The organism is Vibrio hyugaensis, assembly GCF_002906655.1.
GTDB classification, from domain to species: Bacteria; Pseudomonadota; Gammaproteobacteria; order Enterobacterales; family Vibrionaceae; genus Vibrio; species Vibrio hyugaensis.
Genome location: NZ_CP025795.1, coordinates 1,204,797 through 1,220,374 on the forward strand (window position 1 = coordinate 1,204,797; position 15,578 = coordinate 1,220,374).

Consider the following 15,578-nt stretch of genomic DNA (forward strand, 5'->3'; position numbering starts at 1 on the left):
CTAAGTTTCCTCATTTTTTGCAAAAAGTGCAAACCTCGTAAGTGAAATTATTGAATGTCGATACCAATTTCTTGCGCTACTTGGCGTAATTGATCTTCATCGTCGAGTTTGATCGACCATTTTGTTTCTGCGCCATGTGCTAACACCACATTCGCGCCACGACCAAGCAATTGAATTGCATCAATTTGGGCTTGCATTGTCACCATACCCGAACCGGTTAACTTGATGACAATTTCACGTTGGGTTGCGATGATCTTACCCAGAGAAAATTCGATAACCATGCCTTACCTTCGTAGAATTACGCTGTCTTTTCTTTTTGATGTTTGACTGCAATGGTCAAACGACTGGTGCAAACCAAACGTTCTCGTTCGTCGGTAATATTGATCTGCCAAACTTGTGTAGATACGCCTAAATGCACTGGTGTGGCCGTCCCAATAACGTAACCGCTTCTCATCGCACGCACATGGTTGGCATTAATGTCTAAGCCAACGCAGTAACTGCCTTCGCCCACACAGAAATTAGCGGCAAGTGAGCCTAACGTTTCTGCTAACACAACCGATGCACCACCATGAAGCATCCCTAATGGCTGATGAGTAAAGCTGCACACAGGCATGGTCGCGGTAAGCGAGTCGTCAGTGAAGTCGGTATAGACGATTTGCAGATGTTCCATCATGGTGTTCTTAGACGTAGCGTTAAGAACCTCCAAGCTCATTGGCTTTTTCCAAATACTCATGTTTTCGCTCTTATTCTAACCAGTTACAACCACTGGCAATCTCGATTTGAAGTGCCTCTAGGATAGTCCCGATCGTAACATCACTTCAAGACGAAACACATCGTTCAACGTGATCAACATATACCCAAGTAACGTCGAGATGCTAGGTTCAGCGAGAATGACTTGGTTTGTAGACGCGGCGCCGATTTAAAGGTCTAGTGGGTCTAAATCAAGAATCGGCAACAAAGTATGCAAGCCAAGGCAACTCGCCCTTCGGGAGCTTGTCATTGACCCGATTGCTGCGTCAAACAACTTGGAAAGAGCTGGCTATTACGCTGCGTTGTTTTCCTTGAACTCGACTCAATGACAACGCTCTGAATCCTACATCTTGAAGTCACTTGGGTATAATGGCTTAAAGTTTCTTTACTAAGCGTTATACTATTGGTACAAAACAAAAAATATTTATATGGACCCCACTATGAGAACATGGATTAAAGCATCAGTGCTTTTCACTATAGCTGGCTTAACAGCGTGCAGTTCTTCCCCTACTGGCCGCAATCAGATTTTAATGTTTTCTGATCAAGAAATGTCTTCACTTGGTGCAAAATCGTTTGATCAAATGAAGAAAGAGATCCCGATCAGCAAAGACAAGAAAACCAATGCATACGTTCAATGTGTTGCCAAACAAATCACTGATACCATTCCGCCACAAGCTGGGTTTAAAGATTGGGAAGTGGTTGTCTTTGATAGTGACCAAGTGAACGCCTTTGCGTTACCCGGCGGCAAAATTGGCGTATACACAGGACTGTTGAAAGTCGCTAAAAACCAAGACCAACTAGCAACCGTTATTGGCCACGAGGTTGCTCACGTCCTAGCGGATCACAGTAACGAACGCCTCTCTCAAAGCCAACTCGCCAACGCAGGGTTGTCCCTTGCTAATGTTGCAATCGGCGCCTCTGAATACAAGCAATACCAACAAATGACCATGGCGGCATTAGGTGTTGGTGTTCAGTATGGTGTGATTCTTCCTTATGGTAGAACTCAAGAGTCGGAAGCGGATATTGTTGGCCTTGGCTTTATGACAAAGGCGGGATTCGACCCGAATCAGAGCGTCGATCTTTGGCAAAATATGGGCAAAGCCGGTGGCGCGCAACCACCTGAGTTCTTCTCAACTCACCCATCGCATAACACTCGTATCAGAGATTTGCAGGCCACCATTAAAACCTTGCCAGCTTCTACCGTGAAAGCTCCGAAGTGCGGGTAATTTAATGTTTTAGGTTGTATTACGTAAAAATACATAATTAATCTAACACCAAAAACACGAAAGCTCCGTTAGGCTAAAACCTACCGGAGCTTTCTTTTTAGTTCTTGTCTTTATGGCCCCTGCTTCAGACGAGATTGGTCAGCTCGAGAGCGAAAATTAGGTGCCCAGAATTTGCAATGGCAAACTGAGTAAGCTATCTCCTAACCCAGCAAAGTACCAAATGATCGCCACAAAGCCACCGACGGATACTAAGTACCATGCAAACGAGAACAGTTGGCCATAACGAGTTAACGGCAATAAGTGGCTATGATGTCGCGTTCGCCATTCCATTACCACTTCTAGCATGCCCATCATTAATAGAAACCCTAATAACGTTAAACCAAACGTGTAACTGATATAGATTCCAAACAATGCTGCAAGAATACTACCGACAAGCCCGACCCAAGTGTTCATTGAAAAGGTAATGCTTTTTAAGACGTGACCACCATCTAAAGGTAGAATCGGCAATAGGTTGAAAAGGTTTAACAGTGCATTAAACACCGCCAACCCTGCGAAGATCATTTCTCCAGTCATCCAGTAAAGAACGGTGAAAATGATACTAAGCACCAAGCCAAAGAACGGCCCCATTATGGAAATAACCACGTCTTGCCATCGAGTATTTATCTTTTCATCACTCAGCGCTAAACCACCAAGAAACGGGATGAGATAAATTCCTTTGGTCTTCATGCCGAAGTACTTCATCGCCTTAATGTGCCCGTACTCGTGAAAAACAAGACACGCCAACAATGCCAAAGCAAACTCAATGGAAAATAACCAGGAGTACGCTGCTAGACTTGCCGACGCAAGCGCGACCTTGATGACTTTCGCACTCTTCAGTGCTTTCATCCCCAGTGACACCATACCGATTAAACTAAAACGCTTTTCGGTTGGCGGCGCTTCAACCGGTATCTGACGCTCAATGTCTTTTTCGTTTCTTGTCCCTTCGGTAACCAAAACATCGTCGACAAACGCTTGATATTTGAAATCAAACGGTTGCCAATTTAGCTCACAGTCGAGTTGGCAAGATAAGATCTCTTCCGCTGAAGAAAGCTTAAATTGATGTGAGGTTTTGCCTGAATCATCCTCACTGGCATCAATTTGCGATACCAAAGTGTTATCCCAAAACAACTGCTGCCATCCAGCCATTGACCCTTCTAATCTCAATGGTCTCCCAAGAAATTCAATGTGTAGTAATTCCACGCTATTCCCAATGCGATAAACACGAAGTGCGGATTATGCCTGTAAAGGAATCGAACGAAAAGCATGTTAACAACTAGTGTTTGACTATCATTTAACCATCAGATTTACAAAAAAACTCTGGTCGTACCATTTGTTATAAAAATATCACCATAATACATGGCCTTACTAAATGCCATTTGACCTATGCATCAAATTTAAAACGTAATATAGGTATGATCTTTGACAAGTTAATAAACATACAATTAACATTATCGTTACATCGCAGTTGTAATTCGAACCGACAACAGCTGGTGTAATCGCTACACAACAATTACAAAGACTTCGGTCTAACATAATGACACCCTAGGAGGGTCAAGGATGAACAAGAAGCACTGCTCTCTGCTTACAATTTCAATATTGTTTGCGTGTAATGCCCAATCGGCGGGCTTTCAGGTTGCTGAGCACTCGGCATCTGGTCTTGGTAGAGCATTTTCAGGTGAAGGCGCGGTTGCGGATAATGCAAGCGTATTAGCGCGTAACCCAGCTGCGATGACACTTTTTAAAGAAGCTCAATTTTCAGGTGCGCTGTCTATTGTCGACCCTGAAGTTAACGTCTACGACACTTACCATAAAGAGCACGCTGACGACGTGGCACCGCTACAAATCGTTCCAGCGGGTTACTACATCAGCCCAATCAATGATCAATGGGCTTGGGGTATTGGTATGTTCACTACCTATGGTGTTGCGACTGATTACCCAGATGATATCTCTGCCGGTGATATGGCGGGCGATACCTCCCTACTTTCCGTCAACCTAAACCCTAATATCGCTTATCGCATTAACGAGCAATTCAGCGTGGGTGGTGGTATTAACTTGGTATACGCACACGCAGAGTTAACTCGCCACAAAGGTGCACTTGCTCCGCTATTTGGCCCTGACAGCAAGAAGTCAGACAACCTCATTGGTATGGAAGGCGACACGTTTGCTTGGGGTTGGAACATTGGCGCTTTATACGAGCTGAATGAAAACAACCGCTTTGGCTTTGGTTACCGTTCTAAAGTGGACCTTGACTTTGATGAAGGTGAATTCAGCAGCTATGACTCTGGTGTCGCCAACGCTGCAAAAGTAGATGGCCGTCTGCAGATTTCTCTTCCGTCTATTATCGAACTTTCAGCATTCCATCAGTTAAACGAAACGTGGGCGATCCACTACGGCTGGCAACAAACGGACTGGAGCACATTTAAAGAATTAAAAGCAACCAGTAAAGATTGTGCTGGTGGAGTGTGCTTCTTCAAACCTGAAAAATACGAAGACAACAACCGTTACTCCTTCGGTGGTACATACACTCTGAACAACCAATGGACACTTCGCGCGGGTATCGCCTATGACGAGCAAGCCGGTGAAGCCACATTGAGTATCCCTGATAGCGACCGTTTTTGGTACAGCGCAGGCGTGACTTATGCAATGAAAGAAAACCTAACCTTCGATGCAGGTTTTGCTTTCGTCAAGAGTAAGTCTGGCTCGTTTACTGAAACCAACGCCGCGGATCAAGAGATCACATTTGATTCAGAAGGTACGGCCTACATCAGTGCTGTACAAATGAACTACACGTTCAAGTAATTAGGATTAACGGAGTAAACCAATGAAACATACGTTTAAACTATCACTGCTTTGTTCTGCAATCCTACTTGCAGGTTGTGGTGACAATACATCGAGCTCTGGTACATCAGATACACCGACGTTTGAGCCCGAAGTACAAGCGCTACTTGACCGCAACACATCGATTAGCTTTACATTGCAAGGTGCAGATGCAGACGTTCCTGCGCCATCTTACTTATTGATGGATAGCACAGACGGAACGCTTGGCCTTCCAACAGGCGGGGACGATGCATTAACCAATCCCCTAGCTGCCATGAACACAATGGATGGTTGGTCAACGTCTATGCCAATCGTTCTTAACTTCAATGGCGATGGTTTTGCTGACGGCCTTGTTACTTCTGGTATCAGCGTTATTAAAATAAACCAACGTCTTACCGATTGGGATGGCGCTTCAAACCCAATCGAAAAAGTACTTACGCTGGGTACTGACTACATTGTACAAGCGAGCGGCAATTCTCTCTACATTCAGTTTATGAACTCTTTGGACGAATCTGGCGAATACATCTTCGCGGTAACTCAAGCGATTCAAGACGTAAACGGAAATCCAATTGGTACATCAGGAAGCTACGCGACAGGTAAAACGAAAGAGATCGTTTATGAGACTGGTGACTTAGCTTCAGTACAGGCAGCCACAACAGCAGTAGAGGGTATTTTCGGGCTCGCAAGTGTCAACCCTGCTGATATTGTTTACTCATCATGGTTTAGCACACAATCTGTAGGCGATACGCTTGCTGCAGTGAAAGGCGTCACGGCAACCGGTTTTGCTACTGGTGCTAATACGTTAAATACTGTGTACAAAAACGACGCAAATGAAGGTGCCATTGACCTTTCTACCGCATACACTCTGACAATGGGGACGACACAAGACTTTATTACAGCACTTGACGCTGATGAAGACTTTAACAAGTACGTTAGTGATCTGGATGCAGCTAAAACAGCAATCAAAGGCTTATATGCTGGCGCTAACGTGGCGGTCAATGTAACGCAAGGTGTTGCAAAACTGCCTCATTATCTAGAGAAAGGCGCTGACTGGAACATGCAACCAATGGTTTCTGCAATGCCTAGCCTTGCTAAAGTCAGTGCTGCACTAGCGGATGAAGGCGAACAGGCGAATATGGTTCAACAGCTTTCTACTGGTGTATTTGCCGATGATCCTGTAGATGTCACTAAGTTAGCTACGGACCCGACAGAGCAGTTAAAGCTTGTTGGTTCGACTCTGTATCTAACGGACGGAACACAACTGGATAGCGACCGTATTATCACTCGTTATTCACCTGTACCAGTGGTTAAATCACTCGAAGACGTCGAGTTCTTGTTGTTTACACCGCAAACTGGCACACCTACAGATGTCGTGATTTACCAACACGGTATTACATCAGCTAAAGAAAATGCGTACTCTTTTGCGTTTAATATGGTTAAAGCAGGTGTTGCTGTTATTGCAATCGATCTACCAATCCATGGTACTCGTAGTCTAGATGACCAACGCTCTGCCAACGCAGATGTACTGGCTTACCTGAACCTTTCTAACCTAGCAGTGGCGCGTGATAACCTTCGCCAAAGCGTGCTCGATGTGCTGGGTTTACGAGCAAGCTTGGTCGTTTCTGCGCAAGCTGGTTTATTAGCAAACAGCCCACTTAGCGGCTTCAACCCAATGGCTGGTTCAAAAGTTAAAATGCTTGGCCATTCGCTTGGTGGTATCGTCGGTACTTCTGCAGTAGCAGCGGCGAACAACACATTGGGTAGCCCAACGGCAGACGCGTTGTACACATTCAGCGGCGCATCAATTCAAAACGCAGGTGGCCAAATTGGTAACCTACTGCTTGGTTCGTCTAACTTTGGCCCGCAGATCAAACACAACTTAGCTTATGCAGCATCAGCAGACTACGCTGATTACGCTGATGCATCTTGTACCGGAAAGCCAGACAAAGAGTGTTACGAGTTTTTTGAAGCAAACGCGAGTGCTGAAGACTTAGCTAAATTAAACGCTGGCTTCTCTAGCTTTATCTATGCGGCACAAACGACGTTAGATACGGTTGATCCATTTACTAACGCGAGTGACCTAATGGCTTCAGGTTCGCTATCAACACCATTCTTTATGACAGAAGTCGATGGTGACGATACCGTACCAAACAATGTTGCAAACGCACCATTCGCGGGTACTGAACCTCTTGCGGCTAAACTTGGGCTAACAACTGTGAACAGTGCAAATACTGCGGTATCTCCTTCTGCTAGCTTTGTTCAATTTAATGCGACAGCGACACACAGTACGTTTGCATCCCCAGGGGGAACACTGGCTGACTTAGACCATCATGTAGAAATGCAGATGGAAAATGCTGACTTCCTAATGGATGATATGTTAACAGGTGTCACCAATACCTCTGTACTTAAGTAAGTATCTTTAGCAATACCAAAGCCCAGTTTTGAACTGCCCCCCAATAGTTGGACACCAATTATTGGGGGTCTTTCATGTCCAAATATAGTCGTGAGTTGAAGTGCATCTTAGCCAAGCAGTGCTTAGGTGGTGTGTCATCTCGTCTTTTAGCCAAACAATATTCCATTTCCTCGAGGCAAATCAGGTACTGGGCGCAAGTCTTTGCCATTCACGGTACTGATTCATTTACATCGATGGCTTACGCTTCGACTGCTCACACTAAACTACAAGCACTCAATTTAATGTGGACGAATAGCTGGTCTCTCACGCACACTAGTGCCATCTTAAATCTCTCAACTCCTGGGGTACTTTCCGTCTGGCTCAAAAGATATAGAGAGCGAGGTATTCAAGGGCTTGAGCGCCAAGCAATAGGAAGGCCTCCCATGAAACAGCAACCTCAACATCCCCTAAAATCGGATGATGAAAAGACTCTTGAGGAGCTGAAAGAAGAGCTCGCCTACTTGAGAGCAGAGAATGCTGTCCTAAAAAAGTTGGAAGAGTTAGCGCAGGAAAAGAAACGCCGTCAAACAAAGAAAAACGGTAATAGCTCTAACTCTGAGAAATACATACCCTTTAAAGCACTTACTCCAAGCACTCCAACTTGCGAGGAGTGCGTTTTATTATCAAGCGCAAGCGAGCAAGCGCTCCGATAACTATGCGACTGAGCGGGAGTTAATAAAATCCATTTATCATGAGCACAAGGGGCGGTATGGTTATCGTCGTATTCACTTAGCGTTGAAAAACCAAGGTGTCATACTAAACCACAAGACCGTTCAGCGGCTGATGATACAACTCGGCCTGAAGTCGACAGTTAGACCTAAGAAATACCGTTCTTACCGAGGTGAATCTGGAAAAGTCGCGCCTAATGTCTTGAAAAGAGATTTCAGTGCGACCAAGCCAGATGAGAAGTGGGTAACCGATGTCACGGAGTTCAAAGTCAAAGAGCAGAAAGTCTACCTGTCACCAGTCATTGATTTGTTTACTCAAGAAGTAGTCGCTTATAAAGTGGCGAAGAATGCACGCTTACCTCTTGTTACTGATATGCTGACGGAAGCGCTCTCGAAGCTAGATAGGGGTTCAAAACCGGTTATACATAGTGATCAAGGTTGGCAGTATCGTCATTGGTCATATCAGAAAAAAGTCGTCGACAGTGGATTAACGCAAAGTATGTCGAGAAAAGGTAACTGTTTAGACAATGCCGTTGCTGAGAACTTCTTCGCACTGCTGAAGACAGAGATGTACCATAATCAGTCCTTCAAAGACGCGAATGATCTTATAGAGCAAATTGAAGAATACATCGAGTATTACAACACCAAACGGATCAAGGCAAAACTAAAAGGCCTGACTCCGATTGAATATCGAAATCAGGCCTTACAAGCCGCTTAACAGAAATGTCCAACTCTATGGGGTCACTTCATTTCGACTGGGCTTTTTCGTTTCAGTGCTATTCAAACCCACTCATATTTCCTCTGCTATAGTTAAGTCGATGTCTTTGTCTAACTCACTTGTTTAAAAAGGAAAACTCTATGCGCGTATTGACCGTGATTGCCACTGCACTACTTCTTGCCGCTTGCGGTAGCAGCCAATATCTTATGTCAACGAATGAAGGGAAAATCATTACCTCTTACGGCAAGCCTGATCTCAATGAAGATACTGGTATGTACGAATATGAGGACGTAGATGGAAAAGAAATGAGCATTTCTAAAGACCAAGTTGTACAGATCATTGAACGATAAAACACCGTGCCCTCTGGAAAACAGAGGGCACTTCTCATTCACTCTGAATAACTCAACTTGAAACTAATAGCCTTTATCAATGCAACTAATTCATCATTCAAAACAATCAACACCCTTATTTATATTCTCACTATTATTTGGTTAGCGAATATTTTACATCTTCACTCCTTTCAGGTTGGAATATTGTAAAATCTCGCCTTTAATTCTCTAACACCCTTTTATTTCTCAGGATAAAGTGGATAATACCGCCACCAAAAAAACATTACTAAGGTGAGTCCTTATGTCTATCGAAGCTACTTTGCTTGCTCGCTGCGAGTCAAAATGTGAACTGTGTTCTTCTGAATCTCAACTAACAGCATTTGCTGTTCCACCACACGGTAACGTGACTGTTGATACTGCTATCATGGTTTGTGATAAGTGTCATGGTGAGATCGAAGATCCTAAAGACATTAACCACTGGCGCTGCCTAAACGACAGCATGTGGAGCCAAGTACCTGCGGTACAAGTCACTGCATGGCGCCAACTTACTCGCCTAAACTCTGAAAGCTGGGCTCAAGATGCTCTTGACATGATGTACATGGAAGAAGAGCAAATGAACTGGGCAATGAAAGGTATGTCTGCTGACGACAAAACGGTTGACTGCAACGGCACTGAACTTAAAAAAGGTGACGACGTAACCGTAATCAAAGACCTACCAGTTAAAGGTACAAACCAAGTAATCAAACAAGGTACTGTTATTCGTGGTATCAGCCTTGGTGATGATCCTAAACTTGTTTCAGGTAAGGCAAACGGCGGTCAGTCAATGTACGTGATCGCTGAGTACTGCCGTAAGAAGTAATCTCGATATTACTTTCGAAGTTTAACGGGGTTCCAATTGGGACCCCGTTTTCGTTTCTAACTTCCGCTTTCTTCTACTTATCTATTTTATCGCTGTCATTCCTCGCTTTCGCTCTCAAGCATTTTCGATTATGGTTCGAGAAGGAACAAATTAAGATGGATTGTTGTATGAAGAAGTTAACCATTCTTGATGGTGGTATGGGCCGTGAACTCAAACGCATTGGGGCACCTTTCTCGCAGCCACAATGGAGCGCTCAAGCTCTGATTGAATCTCCCGAGTACGTCTATCAGGCGCATCAAAGCTTTATCAATGCTGGGGCGGAGATCATTATCGCCAATAGTTATGCTTGTGTACCGTTTCATCTTGGTGAAACACTCTACGAACAACGTGGTAGTGAGCTTGCTCGTCAAGCGGCTCAGATTGCACAAGAATGCGCAAATCAATCACCAAACGACATTATCGTCGCAGGCTGTATTCCCCCCGCATTTGGTAGCTATCGCCCTGACCTATTTGAAAAAGAGCAAGGCGAACAGATCTTCGAAACGTTACTGAAAGCACAAGATGACTATGTCGCGATCTGGATTGCGGAAACGATCTGCAGCCTAGAGGAGCTCACTTGTTTGCAAAACGTCTTTAATAGCAGCAATAAACCGGTCGTTTATGCCTTTTCTCTCAACGACGACGTGTCAAGCACCGCACTCCTTCGTTCCGGGGAAACCGTAACGCAAGCCATTGAACAAGTGGTGGCCAATGCTTCGGTTAATACACGTGGTATATACTTCAACTGTTCGGTACCAGAGGTAATGGCAAAAGCGGTCAGCGACACCAACGCTATCTTAAACAAACACAAGAGCAATATTGATATTGGCGTTTATGCAAATAACTTTACTGCAATTAAATCTGATCATGAAGCAAATAGCGCACTTCAATCCATGCGCGAACTTACTCCAAAAGAATACGTCGAATTTGCGAAAGAATGGTATGCAAAAGGAGCAACCGTCATTGGTGGATGCTGCGGTATCGGCCCAGAACACATCAAAGCGTTGGTGGATTGGAAAAACGCAGTGTAAACATTCTAATCAATGTCTCCTGCAACCGTCTGTACACGGTTAAAGGTACCAGGCTCAGTCACCCACGCCGCAACAGCATCAATATTATCTAACGGTTGACTGAGCTTAAACGTCCACTGTCCATTCTCTGAACGACTTTGTTGTTTCTCTAATACCACAAAATCATGCTCAAGGACTTTACCTCTATTCTCCCCCCTTTTCACTGGTGTGGTTTCATTATTTGAGAGAAACACAATCGTCGCATCATACATACCCACCTCTTCAAATCGCAGGGTGAATTGGTTGCCAGATCGCTCTAGAACCAAAGATTGGGCTTTATCGTTGTGGTTGCTTGGTAACACACGCTCACGCCAGTTGAAGAAGCCGCGCCATTCTTTACCATCAACGACAAATGCCGGAGTATAAACACTCCCTACCGCGCCATAAGCACGATACAAACGTTGCAGCTGAGAGAATTCAGGCTTTGCAAATTTGTCTTTCCAGCCAAGATAGTCCCAATAGTCAACGTGGTAGGCAACGGGAATGTACTTTCCCCACAAACCAGGGTTGGATTCGAACGTGGAAAGGTATTTGTCTGCAGGTGGACAACTAGAGCAACCTTCTGAAGTAAACAGTTCGATGACTTGGGCAGGCCGCCCCTCATGAGACCATATTTGAGAAGCAGAAAGGCTCGCTAGAATAGACAAAGTTGATATAGCAATCATAGACAGTTCCTTCTTGTAACTACTGACTATGACCGTGCTACCTAAAGATAGCTTTCAATACTGTTTTAGAAGTGTAGATTTCAGATACAAAAATGCCGGCAAATTAAGCCGGCATTTCGAATTCGCTTTATATTCAGATTAACGATACATACCGATATCTTTCTGAATATGTGCTGACAAATCTTCTGCGTAGTAGCTGCGAGGTGCAGAATTGTCTACAAAAAGAATGTCTAGTAGGTGAGCAATCAATCCTTTGAAGTTAACCGAGTAGGTTTTCTTATCCATAGAGGTTGGTAAAGCTACATTTGTCATTTGCATTGCTTGTGCCATGATTGCCTCTCTTTAAAAGCAGTAATTTGTTTCGTTGGTTGTATATTAGTCATTTTTTCATTGAGCAAAAAATGACAAAATTTGCTCATTCAAATTAGTTTTTCTAATGAAACAAGGTATTTACAAACACCCAGAATACAAAAGCCACCAAAATGAATAGTTATTCATAAATTGAAATCTTTAGTTGAATAACTTGGATTTACGTAGGTAAATCCAAGTTTAAGTGCAACATTTTTTTAACTAAAATCGTTTTCCAGTGTTTTTGAATTTACAAAATCATCAAGAGTTCTGATTAGTAATATTAACGCTAGAATTATCGTTAGATTTGTTCTTATAAATAGATGCAATAACCGCCGCCGTCATGACCGTAACCAAGAACGTTAATGACCAAACCGTCGGAATTTCATATTGAGTTCCGACTAGTAGCATCTTGATACCGATAAAGATCATGATGACTGACAACGCTGGTTTTAGGTAAACAAACTTATCCAACATCGCTTGAAGTACAAAGTACAATGAACGTAAGCCAAGTAGAGCAAATACGTTTGCCGCTAAAACTAGGAACGGTTCGCGTGTGACAGCGAAGATCGCAGGGATAGAATCCAAAGCGAACATAACGTCCATCACCGCAATCACACCAACAACGATCAACATTGGCGTTGCAACCCACTTACCTGCTTGTTTTAAGATCAAGTGGTTGCCTTGATACTCGTCTGTCACTGGTAAGAACTTGCGTATGAATTGCTCAGGATAAGGGTTCACCTCTTCTTCTTCGCCTTTATCTCGCGCTAGCTTGATACCAGTCCAAATTAGGAATGCCGCGAATAGGTAAAGCACCCAGTGGTATTGAGCCAACAACTGTGCACCAACAGCAATCATGATTGCACGTAGCACTAACGCACCAATGACACCCCACAGTAAAGCACGAGGACGTAAATGTTCTGGCACCTTGTATTGCGCAAAGATAATCGCAAAAACAAACAAGTTGTCGACACTTAACGATTTCTCAAGCAAGTAACCCGTTAAGAATGATATGGTCGCCTTTTCGTGAGTATAAACGCTATGAGGCGCGTAATAATCCCAAAAGAAATAGATAGAACCTGCGAAGACAAACGCTAATAAGAACCAGAATACGCTCCAACCAATCGCTTTTTTCATGGTAATCACGCCGCCACGAGTCTGATAGATATCGAGAGCGACTAAAACCAAAGTAAATAGGCCGAATACACCGTACATTGTCAGTGATTCTTGCAGTGGAACAGACTGGGATAATTGGGTGGTATTTTCGATAAGAGACATGCTTCCTCCCGTGCGGAAGGACATTATTCGGGCTGACCTTCCGCAAACAATACAAACCAGCAGTCACATTACCCATGTGTCTGCTAATCAATGAATGCGTTGGTCTCGTTGAAGTGACGACTTGATGAATCAAGTATCACCTTTATTTACCGGATAAGCTGATGCTTAACGAGATGACGATAAATAAACTTGCGCTAACTACTCCCCAAACGCCGCCATCATACCCCTGCCTGCTGCGATCTCCAACAAAAATTACTTATCGATAAAAACAAAGTATTTTGTGAAGAACAGTTATCAGCAGCACCTATCTACTGGACGATAAATACAAAAAAGGAGCACTGCTGTGCTCCTTTTTGATGACTTATCGGTTTACAAACCAGTTAATGGTACAAAATAAACCAGTGTTGACCAAACCGCGACCCACGCAACGACGACCGCTGCATCAGCCCAATCTTTTTTCCACATACTCTCTTCCCTCTTAATCGCATGTGCAATAGAAAGAGAGCAAAAAGGATACCAATAAGCTTTACTGGCTCTTTTGGGAATAAACTTTGTGATTTTCGTTCAAACAGTTTGGTTCATCGGTCAGTAATTCAATGAAACAATCGGCCATAGAAAGGTTACTCACAAACCCTTCACCTTTCATGTTTAACAAGGCTTCATAGCCTTCTTTACCTTTCATTGTGTAGGCCGAAGATGCCCCGCGATACCACTCTTCTTCTTGAATCGGTGACCAACGATCCCCATCAAAAATTTCTAAATTTTTAATGCGTTGTCCTTTGGCTGCATCCGCATCGTATTCAAAGCTCAAGTTATGCGTATATGGGTAGCTACCAGAACCAGTGCCTTCAACGCCATTGTTGAGTGCATTATTGATTGCGCCTTCCAATGCTAGACGAATCGCTTTACCTTGCACATCATAACAGCCGATTGGCACGGCAAATGGCAACAATCGTCCGGCAACATCTGCCACGGTGATCTTTCCCGGATTGAGAGAAGTGCGCACCCCACCCGCATTATGAATTGCAAATTGAACCTGATGACCACGTTTGTTCAAACTATAAAGAAAGGAGTGCGCAACGGATGGCGCAAGCTCGCTACCACCGAATTCATCGGGCACTCGAACATGACGCTTTTTCTGCACTACGTTTGCAATGACTTGTGCTTGCAACTTGCGCACTCGCGGAATGTATTTATCACTCAAAATTGCCTGTGTTTCAGGGTGCTTCTTACACACAACCACATTTGGCTGACCATGAATAAAGTCACACGCTTCTTCAAACACACCTTGATCGAGCTGCTCGTTTAACGTTGAGTCCCAAAAGATTCGACGTCCAAGTAACAACTCATTTTGGCCATTTAGCATGGTCGCTTTGCCGCTTTCATCAAACTCAAGCACACAATGCCCCATCGTCAACGCATGATAACCAGCTTGCACAACGTAAGTGTCATTAACTTTAATGCCATAAGGGTCGTCTTGACCTAGACCAATAGCGGTAAAGTCACCCTGTAACCTATGACTGTGACCGCCGACAATAATGCCAACACCTTCTACTTTGGATGCTAATTCAAGATCGCCTTCGTAACCTAAGTGGCTTAAAAGAATGATATTTTTGATACCCGCTTGGTGAATCTGTTCAACCGTATGCTTTGCGGTTTCAATTGCAGATATGAATGGTGTATCCGCATCTGGGTTTGCAATGTCGCTCATCTTATCAATAGACAAACCGAAAATGGCAACTCTCTCGCCATCAAATTCTTTGATCAAATATTGCGCGCTTTGAGTTGCAGTATCGAAGCTTAGTACATTGTCACAATCACTCATACGGTGATCTTTGCTCGATAACTCATTCGACAAATCCCAATTGCCCGCAAGCAGTGGAAAGTGAGTACGTTGACAAAACAACGCGACTGGCTCATTCCCCATATCCAATTCATGATTGCCTAAAGCCATGGCATCGATGTTTAGAGCATTTAACAGATCAGCGTTTGCTTTGCCTTTAAATAGGGAAAAATACAACGTGCCTTGAAAACAATCACCAGCATGAAGGAACAACATGCCCTGACCTTGGCGTTGAGCATCATCGCGAAGCTGTTCTACGCGCGTTGCAATACGCGAAAAACCACCAGCGCTCACGTAAGGCTCCAGTGTACGTTCGTTATCGATATTGAGTTTTAGCTGTAATGACGTTGGTTCAAAGTAGGAATGTGTGTCATTGATGTGCGCCAGTTTGATTCTGACTGGCTTATGATTTTTATTCATTGTCATCTTCTCTCTTTTCATTCCTTTTAATTATTAGAATTGAATCATGACAGA

The 15,578-nt window shown here is 43.9% G+C and carries 15 protein-coding genes and 1 pseudogene; 9 read left to right on the forward strand and 7 right to left on the reverse strand.

The features are described from left to right. Nucleotides 1-47 precede the first annotated feature (47 nt). The gene (locus tag C1S74_RS22495) at nucleotides 48-281 is read right to left on the reverse strand and encodes a DUF3389 domain-containing protein (RefSeq protein WP_045401863.1); all 234 of its coding nucleotides are present in this window, start codon (nucleotides 279-281) and stop codon (nucleotides 48-50) included. A 17-nt stretch (nucleotides 282-298) separates the two neighbouring features. Beyond that, nucleotides 299-733 carry a hotdog fold thioesterase gene (locus C1S74_RS22500; protein ID WP_038870760.1) on the reverse strand — a complete coding sequence of 145 codons (435 nt, stop codon included), beginning with the start codon at nucleotides 731-733 and terminating at the stop codon, nucleotides 299-301. Between the two features lie 457 nt (nucleotides 734-1,190). On the opposite strand from C1S74_RS22500, the gene C1S74_RS22505 reads away from it, so the two are divergent. Then, nucleotides 1,191-1,976, forward strand: coding sequence for a M48 family metallopeptidase (locus tag C1S74_RS22505; protein ID WP_045401865.1), 786 nt, complete (start codon nucleotides 1,191-1,193; stop codon nucleotides 1,974-1,976). 156 nt (nucleotides 1,977-2,132) lie between these two features. Here the strand turns inward: C1S74_RS22505 and C1S74_RS22510 are convergent, their stop codons facing one another. Continuing rightward, nucleotides 2,133-3,161, reverse strand: coding sequence for a site-2 protease family protein (locus tag C1S74_RS22510; protein ID WP_042604196.1), 1,029 nt, complete (start codon nucleotides 3,159-3,161; stop codon nucleotides 2,133-2,135). Between the two features lie 411 nt (nucleotides 3,162-3,572). On the opposite strand from C1S74_RS22510, the gene C1S74_RS22515 reads away from it, so the two are divergent. The 8 genes and pseudogenes from C1S74_RS22515 to C1S74_RS22545 all read left to right on the forward strand — a co-directional run bounded on the left by C1S74_RS22515 (nucleotide 3,573) and on the right by C1S74_RS22545 (nucleotide 10,928). After that, on the forward strand, nucleotides 3,573-4,814 hold the full coding sequence (locus C1S74_RS22515; protein WP_038870765.1) for an outer membrane protein transport protein: 1,242 nt from the start codon (nucleotides 3,573-3,575) through the stop codon (nucleotides 4,812-4,814). 22 nt (nucleotides 4,815-4,836) lie between these two features. Continuing rightward, entirely contained in the window at nucleotides 4,837-7,245 is a 2,409-nt protein-coding gene (locus C1S74_RS22520) for a VolA/Pla-1 family phospholipase (protein WP_045401869.1), read from the forward strand. A gap of 281 nt (nucleotides 7,246-7,526) precedes the next feature. Continuing rightward, nucleotides 7,527-7,604 (forward strand): annotated as a pseudogene (locus tag C1S74_RS26935) (helix-turn-helix domain-containing protein); the annotation flags it as partial. Nucleotides 7,605-7,667: 63 nt separating this feature from the next. Further along, nucleotides 7,668-7,937: a hypothetical protein gene (locus tag C1S74_RS26940; protein ID WP_231578925.1), complete on the forward strand. Its 270-nt coding sequence runs from the start codon at nucleotides 7,668-7,670 to the stop codon at nucleotides 7,935-7,937. Next, nucleotides 7,840-8,670: an IS3 family transposase gene (locus C1S74_RS22530; protein WP_231578923.1), complete on the forward strand. Its 831-nt coding sequence runs from the start codon at nucleotides 7,840-7,842 to the stop codon at nucleotides 8,668-8,670. The genes C1S74_RS26940 and C1S74_RS22530 overlap by 98 nt, the downstream gene beginning before the upstream one ends. Before the next feature lie 140 nt (nucleotides 8,671-8,810). Beyond that, complete coding sequence (locus C1S74_RS22535) at nucleotides 8,811-9,020, forward strand: YgdI/YgdR family lipoprotein (protein ID WP_005435119.1); 210 nt, start codon at nucleotides 8,811-8,813, stop codon at nucleotides 9,018-9,020. Nucleotides 9,021-9,300: 280 nt separating this feature from the next. Then, the gene (locus C1S74_RS22540) at nucleotides 9,301-9,858 is read left to right on the forward strand and encodes a PhnA domain-containing protein (RefSeq protein ID WP_038870769.1); all 558 of its coding nucleotides are present in this window, start codon (nucleotides 9,301-9,303) and stop codon (nucleotides 9,856-9,858) included. A 167-nt stretch (nucleotides 9,859-10,025) separates the two neighbouring features. Further along, nucleotides 10,026-10,928 (forward strand): homocysteine S-methyltransferase family protein, encoded by a 903-nt coding sequence (locus tag C1S74_RS22545; RefSeq protein WP_230677755.1) that lies wholly within the window; start codon nucleotides 10,026-10,028, stop codon nucleotides 10,926-10,928. 5 nt (nucleotides 10,929-10,933) lie between these two features. On the opposite strand, the gene C1S74_RS22550 is transcribed toward C1S74_RS22545, so the two are convergent. The 4 genes from C1S74_RS22550 to C1S74_RS22565 form a co-directional block, all read right to left on the reverse strand. After that, nucleotides 10,934-11,632 carry a DUF1223 domain-containing protein gene (locus tag C1S74_RS22550; RefSeq protein WP_045401876.1) on the reverse strand — a complete coding sequence of 233 codons (699 nt, stop codon included), beginning with the start codon at nucleotides 11,630-11,632 and terminating at the stop codon, nucleotides 10,934-10,936. Nucleotides 11,633-11,770: 138 nt separating this feature from the next. Then, nucleotides 11,771-11,962 carry a hypothetical protein gene (locus tag C1S74_RS22555; RefSeq protein WP_005424996.1) on the reverse strand — a complete coding sequence of 64 codons (192 nt, stop codon included), beginning with the start codon at nucleotides 11,960-11,962 and terminating at the stop codon, nucleotides 11,771-11,773. A gap of 279 nt (nucleotides 11,963-12,241) precedes the next feature. Then, nucleotides 12,242-13,261 carry a TerC family protein gene (locus C1S74_RS22560; protein WP_042604192.1) on the reverse strand — a complete coding sequence of 340 codons (1,020 nt, stop codon included), beginning with the start codon at nucleotides 13,259-13,261 and terminating at the stop codon, nucleotides 12,242-12,244. Between the two features lie 526 nt (nucleotides 13,262-13,787). Next, the gene (locus C1S74_RS22565; protein WP_045401879.1) at nucleotides 13,788-15,530 is read right to left on the reverse strand and encodes a bifunctional metallophosphatase/5'-nucleotidase; all 1,743 of its coding nucleotides are present in this window, start codon (nucleotides 15,528-15,530) and stop codon (nucleotides 13,788-13,790) included. Nucleotides 15,531-15,578: the final 48 nt, after the last annotated feature.

Coding starts and splice junctions, on each gene's coding strand:
- C1S74_RS22495 (WP_045401863.1), bottom strand. CDS start 281: ATGGTTATCGAATTTTCTCTGGGTAAGATCATCGCAACCCAACGTGAA.
- C1S74_RS22500 (WP_038870760.1), bottom strand. CDS start 733: ATGAGTATTTGGAAAAAGCCAATGAGCTTGGAGGTTCTTAACGCTACG.
- C1S74_RS22505 (WP_045401865.1), top strand. CDS start 1,191: ATGAGAACATGGATTAAAGCATCAGTGCTTTTCACTATAGCTGGCTTA.
- C1S74_RS22510 (WP_042604196.1), bottom strand. CDS start 3,161: ATGGCTGGATGGCAGCAGTTGTTTTGGGATAACACTTTGGTATCGCAA.
- C1S74_RS22515 (WP_038870765.1), top strand. CDS start 3,573: ATGAACAAGAAGCACTGCTCTCTGCTTACAATTTCAATATTGTTTGCG.
- C1S74_RS22520 (WP_045401869.1), top strand. CDS start 4,837: ATGAAACATACGTTTAAACTATCACTGCTTTGTTCTGCAATCCTACTT.
- C1S74_RS26940 (WP_231578925.1), top strand. CDS start 7,668: ATGAAACAGCAACCTCAACATCCCCTAAAATCGGATGATGAAAAGACT.
- C1S74_RS22535 (WP_005435119.1), top strand. CDS start 8,811: ATGCGCGTATTGACCGTGATTGCCACTGCACTACTTCTTGCCGCTTGC.
- C1S74_RS22540 (WP_038870769.1), top strand. CDS start 9,301: ATGTCTATCGAAGCTACTTTGCTTGCTCGCTGCGAGTCAAAATGTGAA.
- C1S74_RS22545 (WP_230677755.1), top strand. CDS start 10,026: ATGAAGAAGTTAACCATTCTTGATGGTGGTATGGGCCGTGAACTCAAA.
- C1S74_RS22550 (WP_045401876.1), bottom strand. CDS start 11,632: ATGATTGCTATATCAACTTTGTCTATTCTAGCGAGCCTTTCTGCTTCT.
- C1S74_RS22555 (WP_005424996.1), bottom strand. CDS start 11,962: ATGGCACAAGCAATGCAAATGACAAATGTAGCTTTACCAACCTCTATG.
- C1S74_RS22560 (WP_042604192.1), bottom strand. CDS start 13,261: ATGTCTCTTATCGAAAATACCACCCAATTATCCCAGTCTGTTCCACTG.
- C1S74_RS22565 (WP_045401879.1), bottom strand. CDS start 15,530: ATGACAATGAATAAAAATCATAAGCCAGTCAGAATCAAACTGGCGCAC.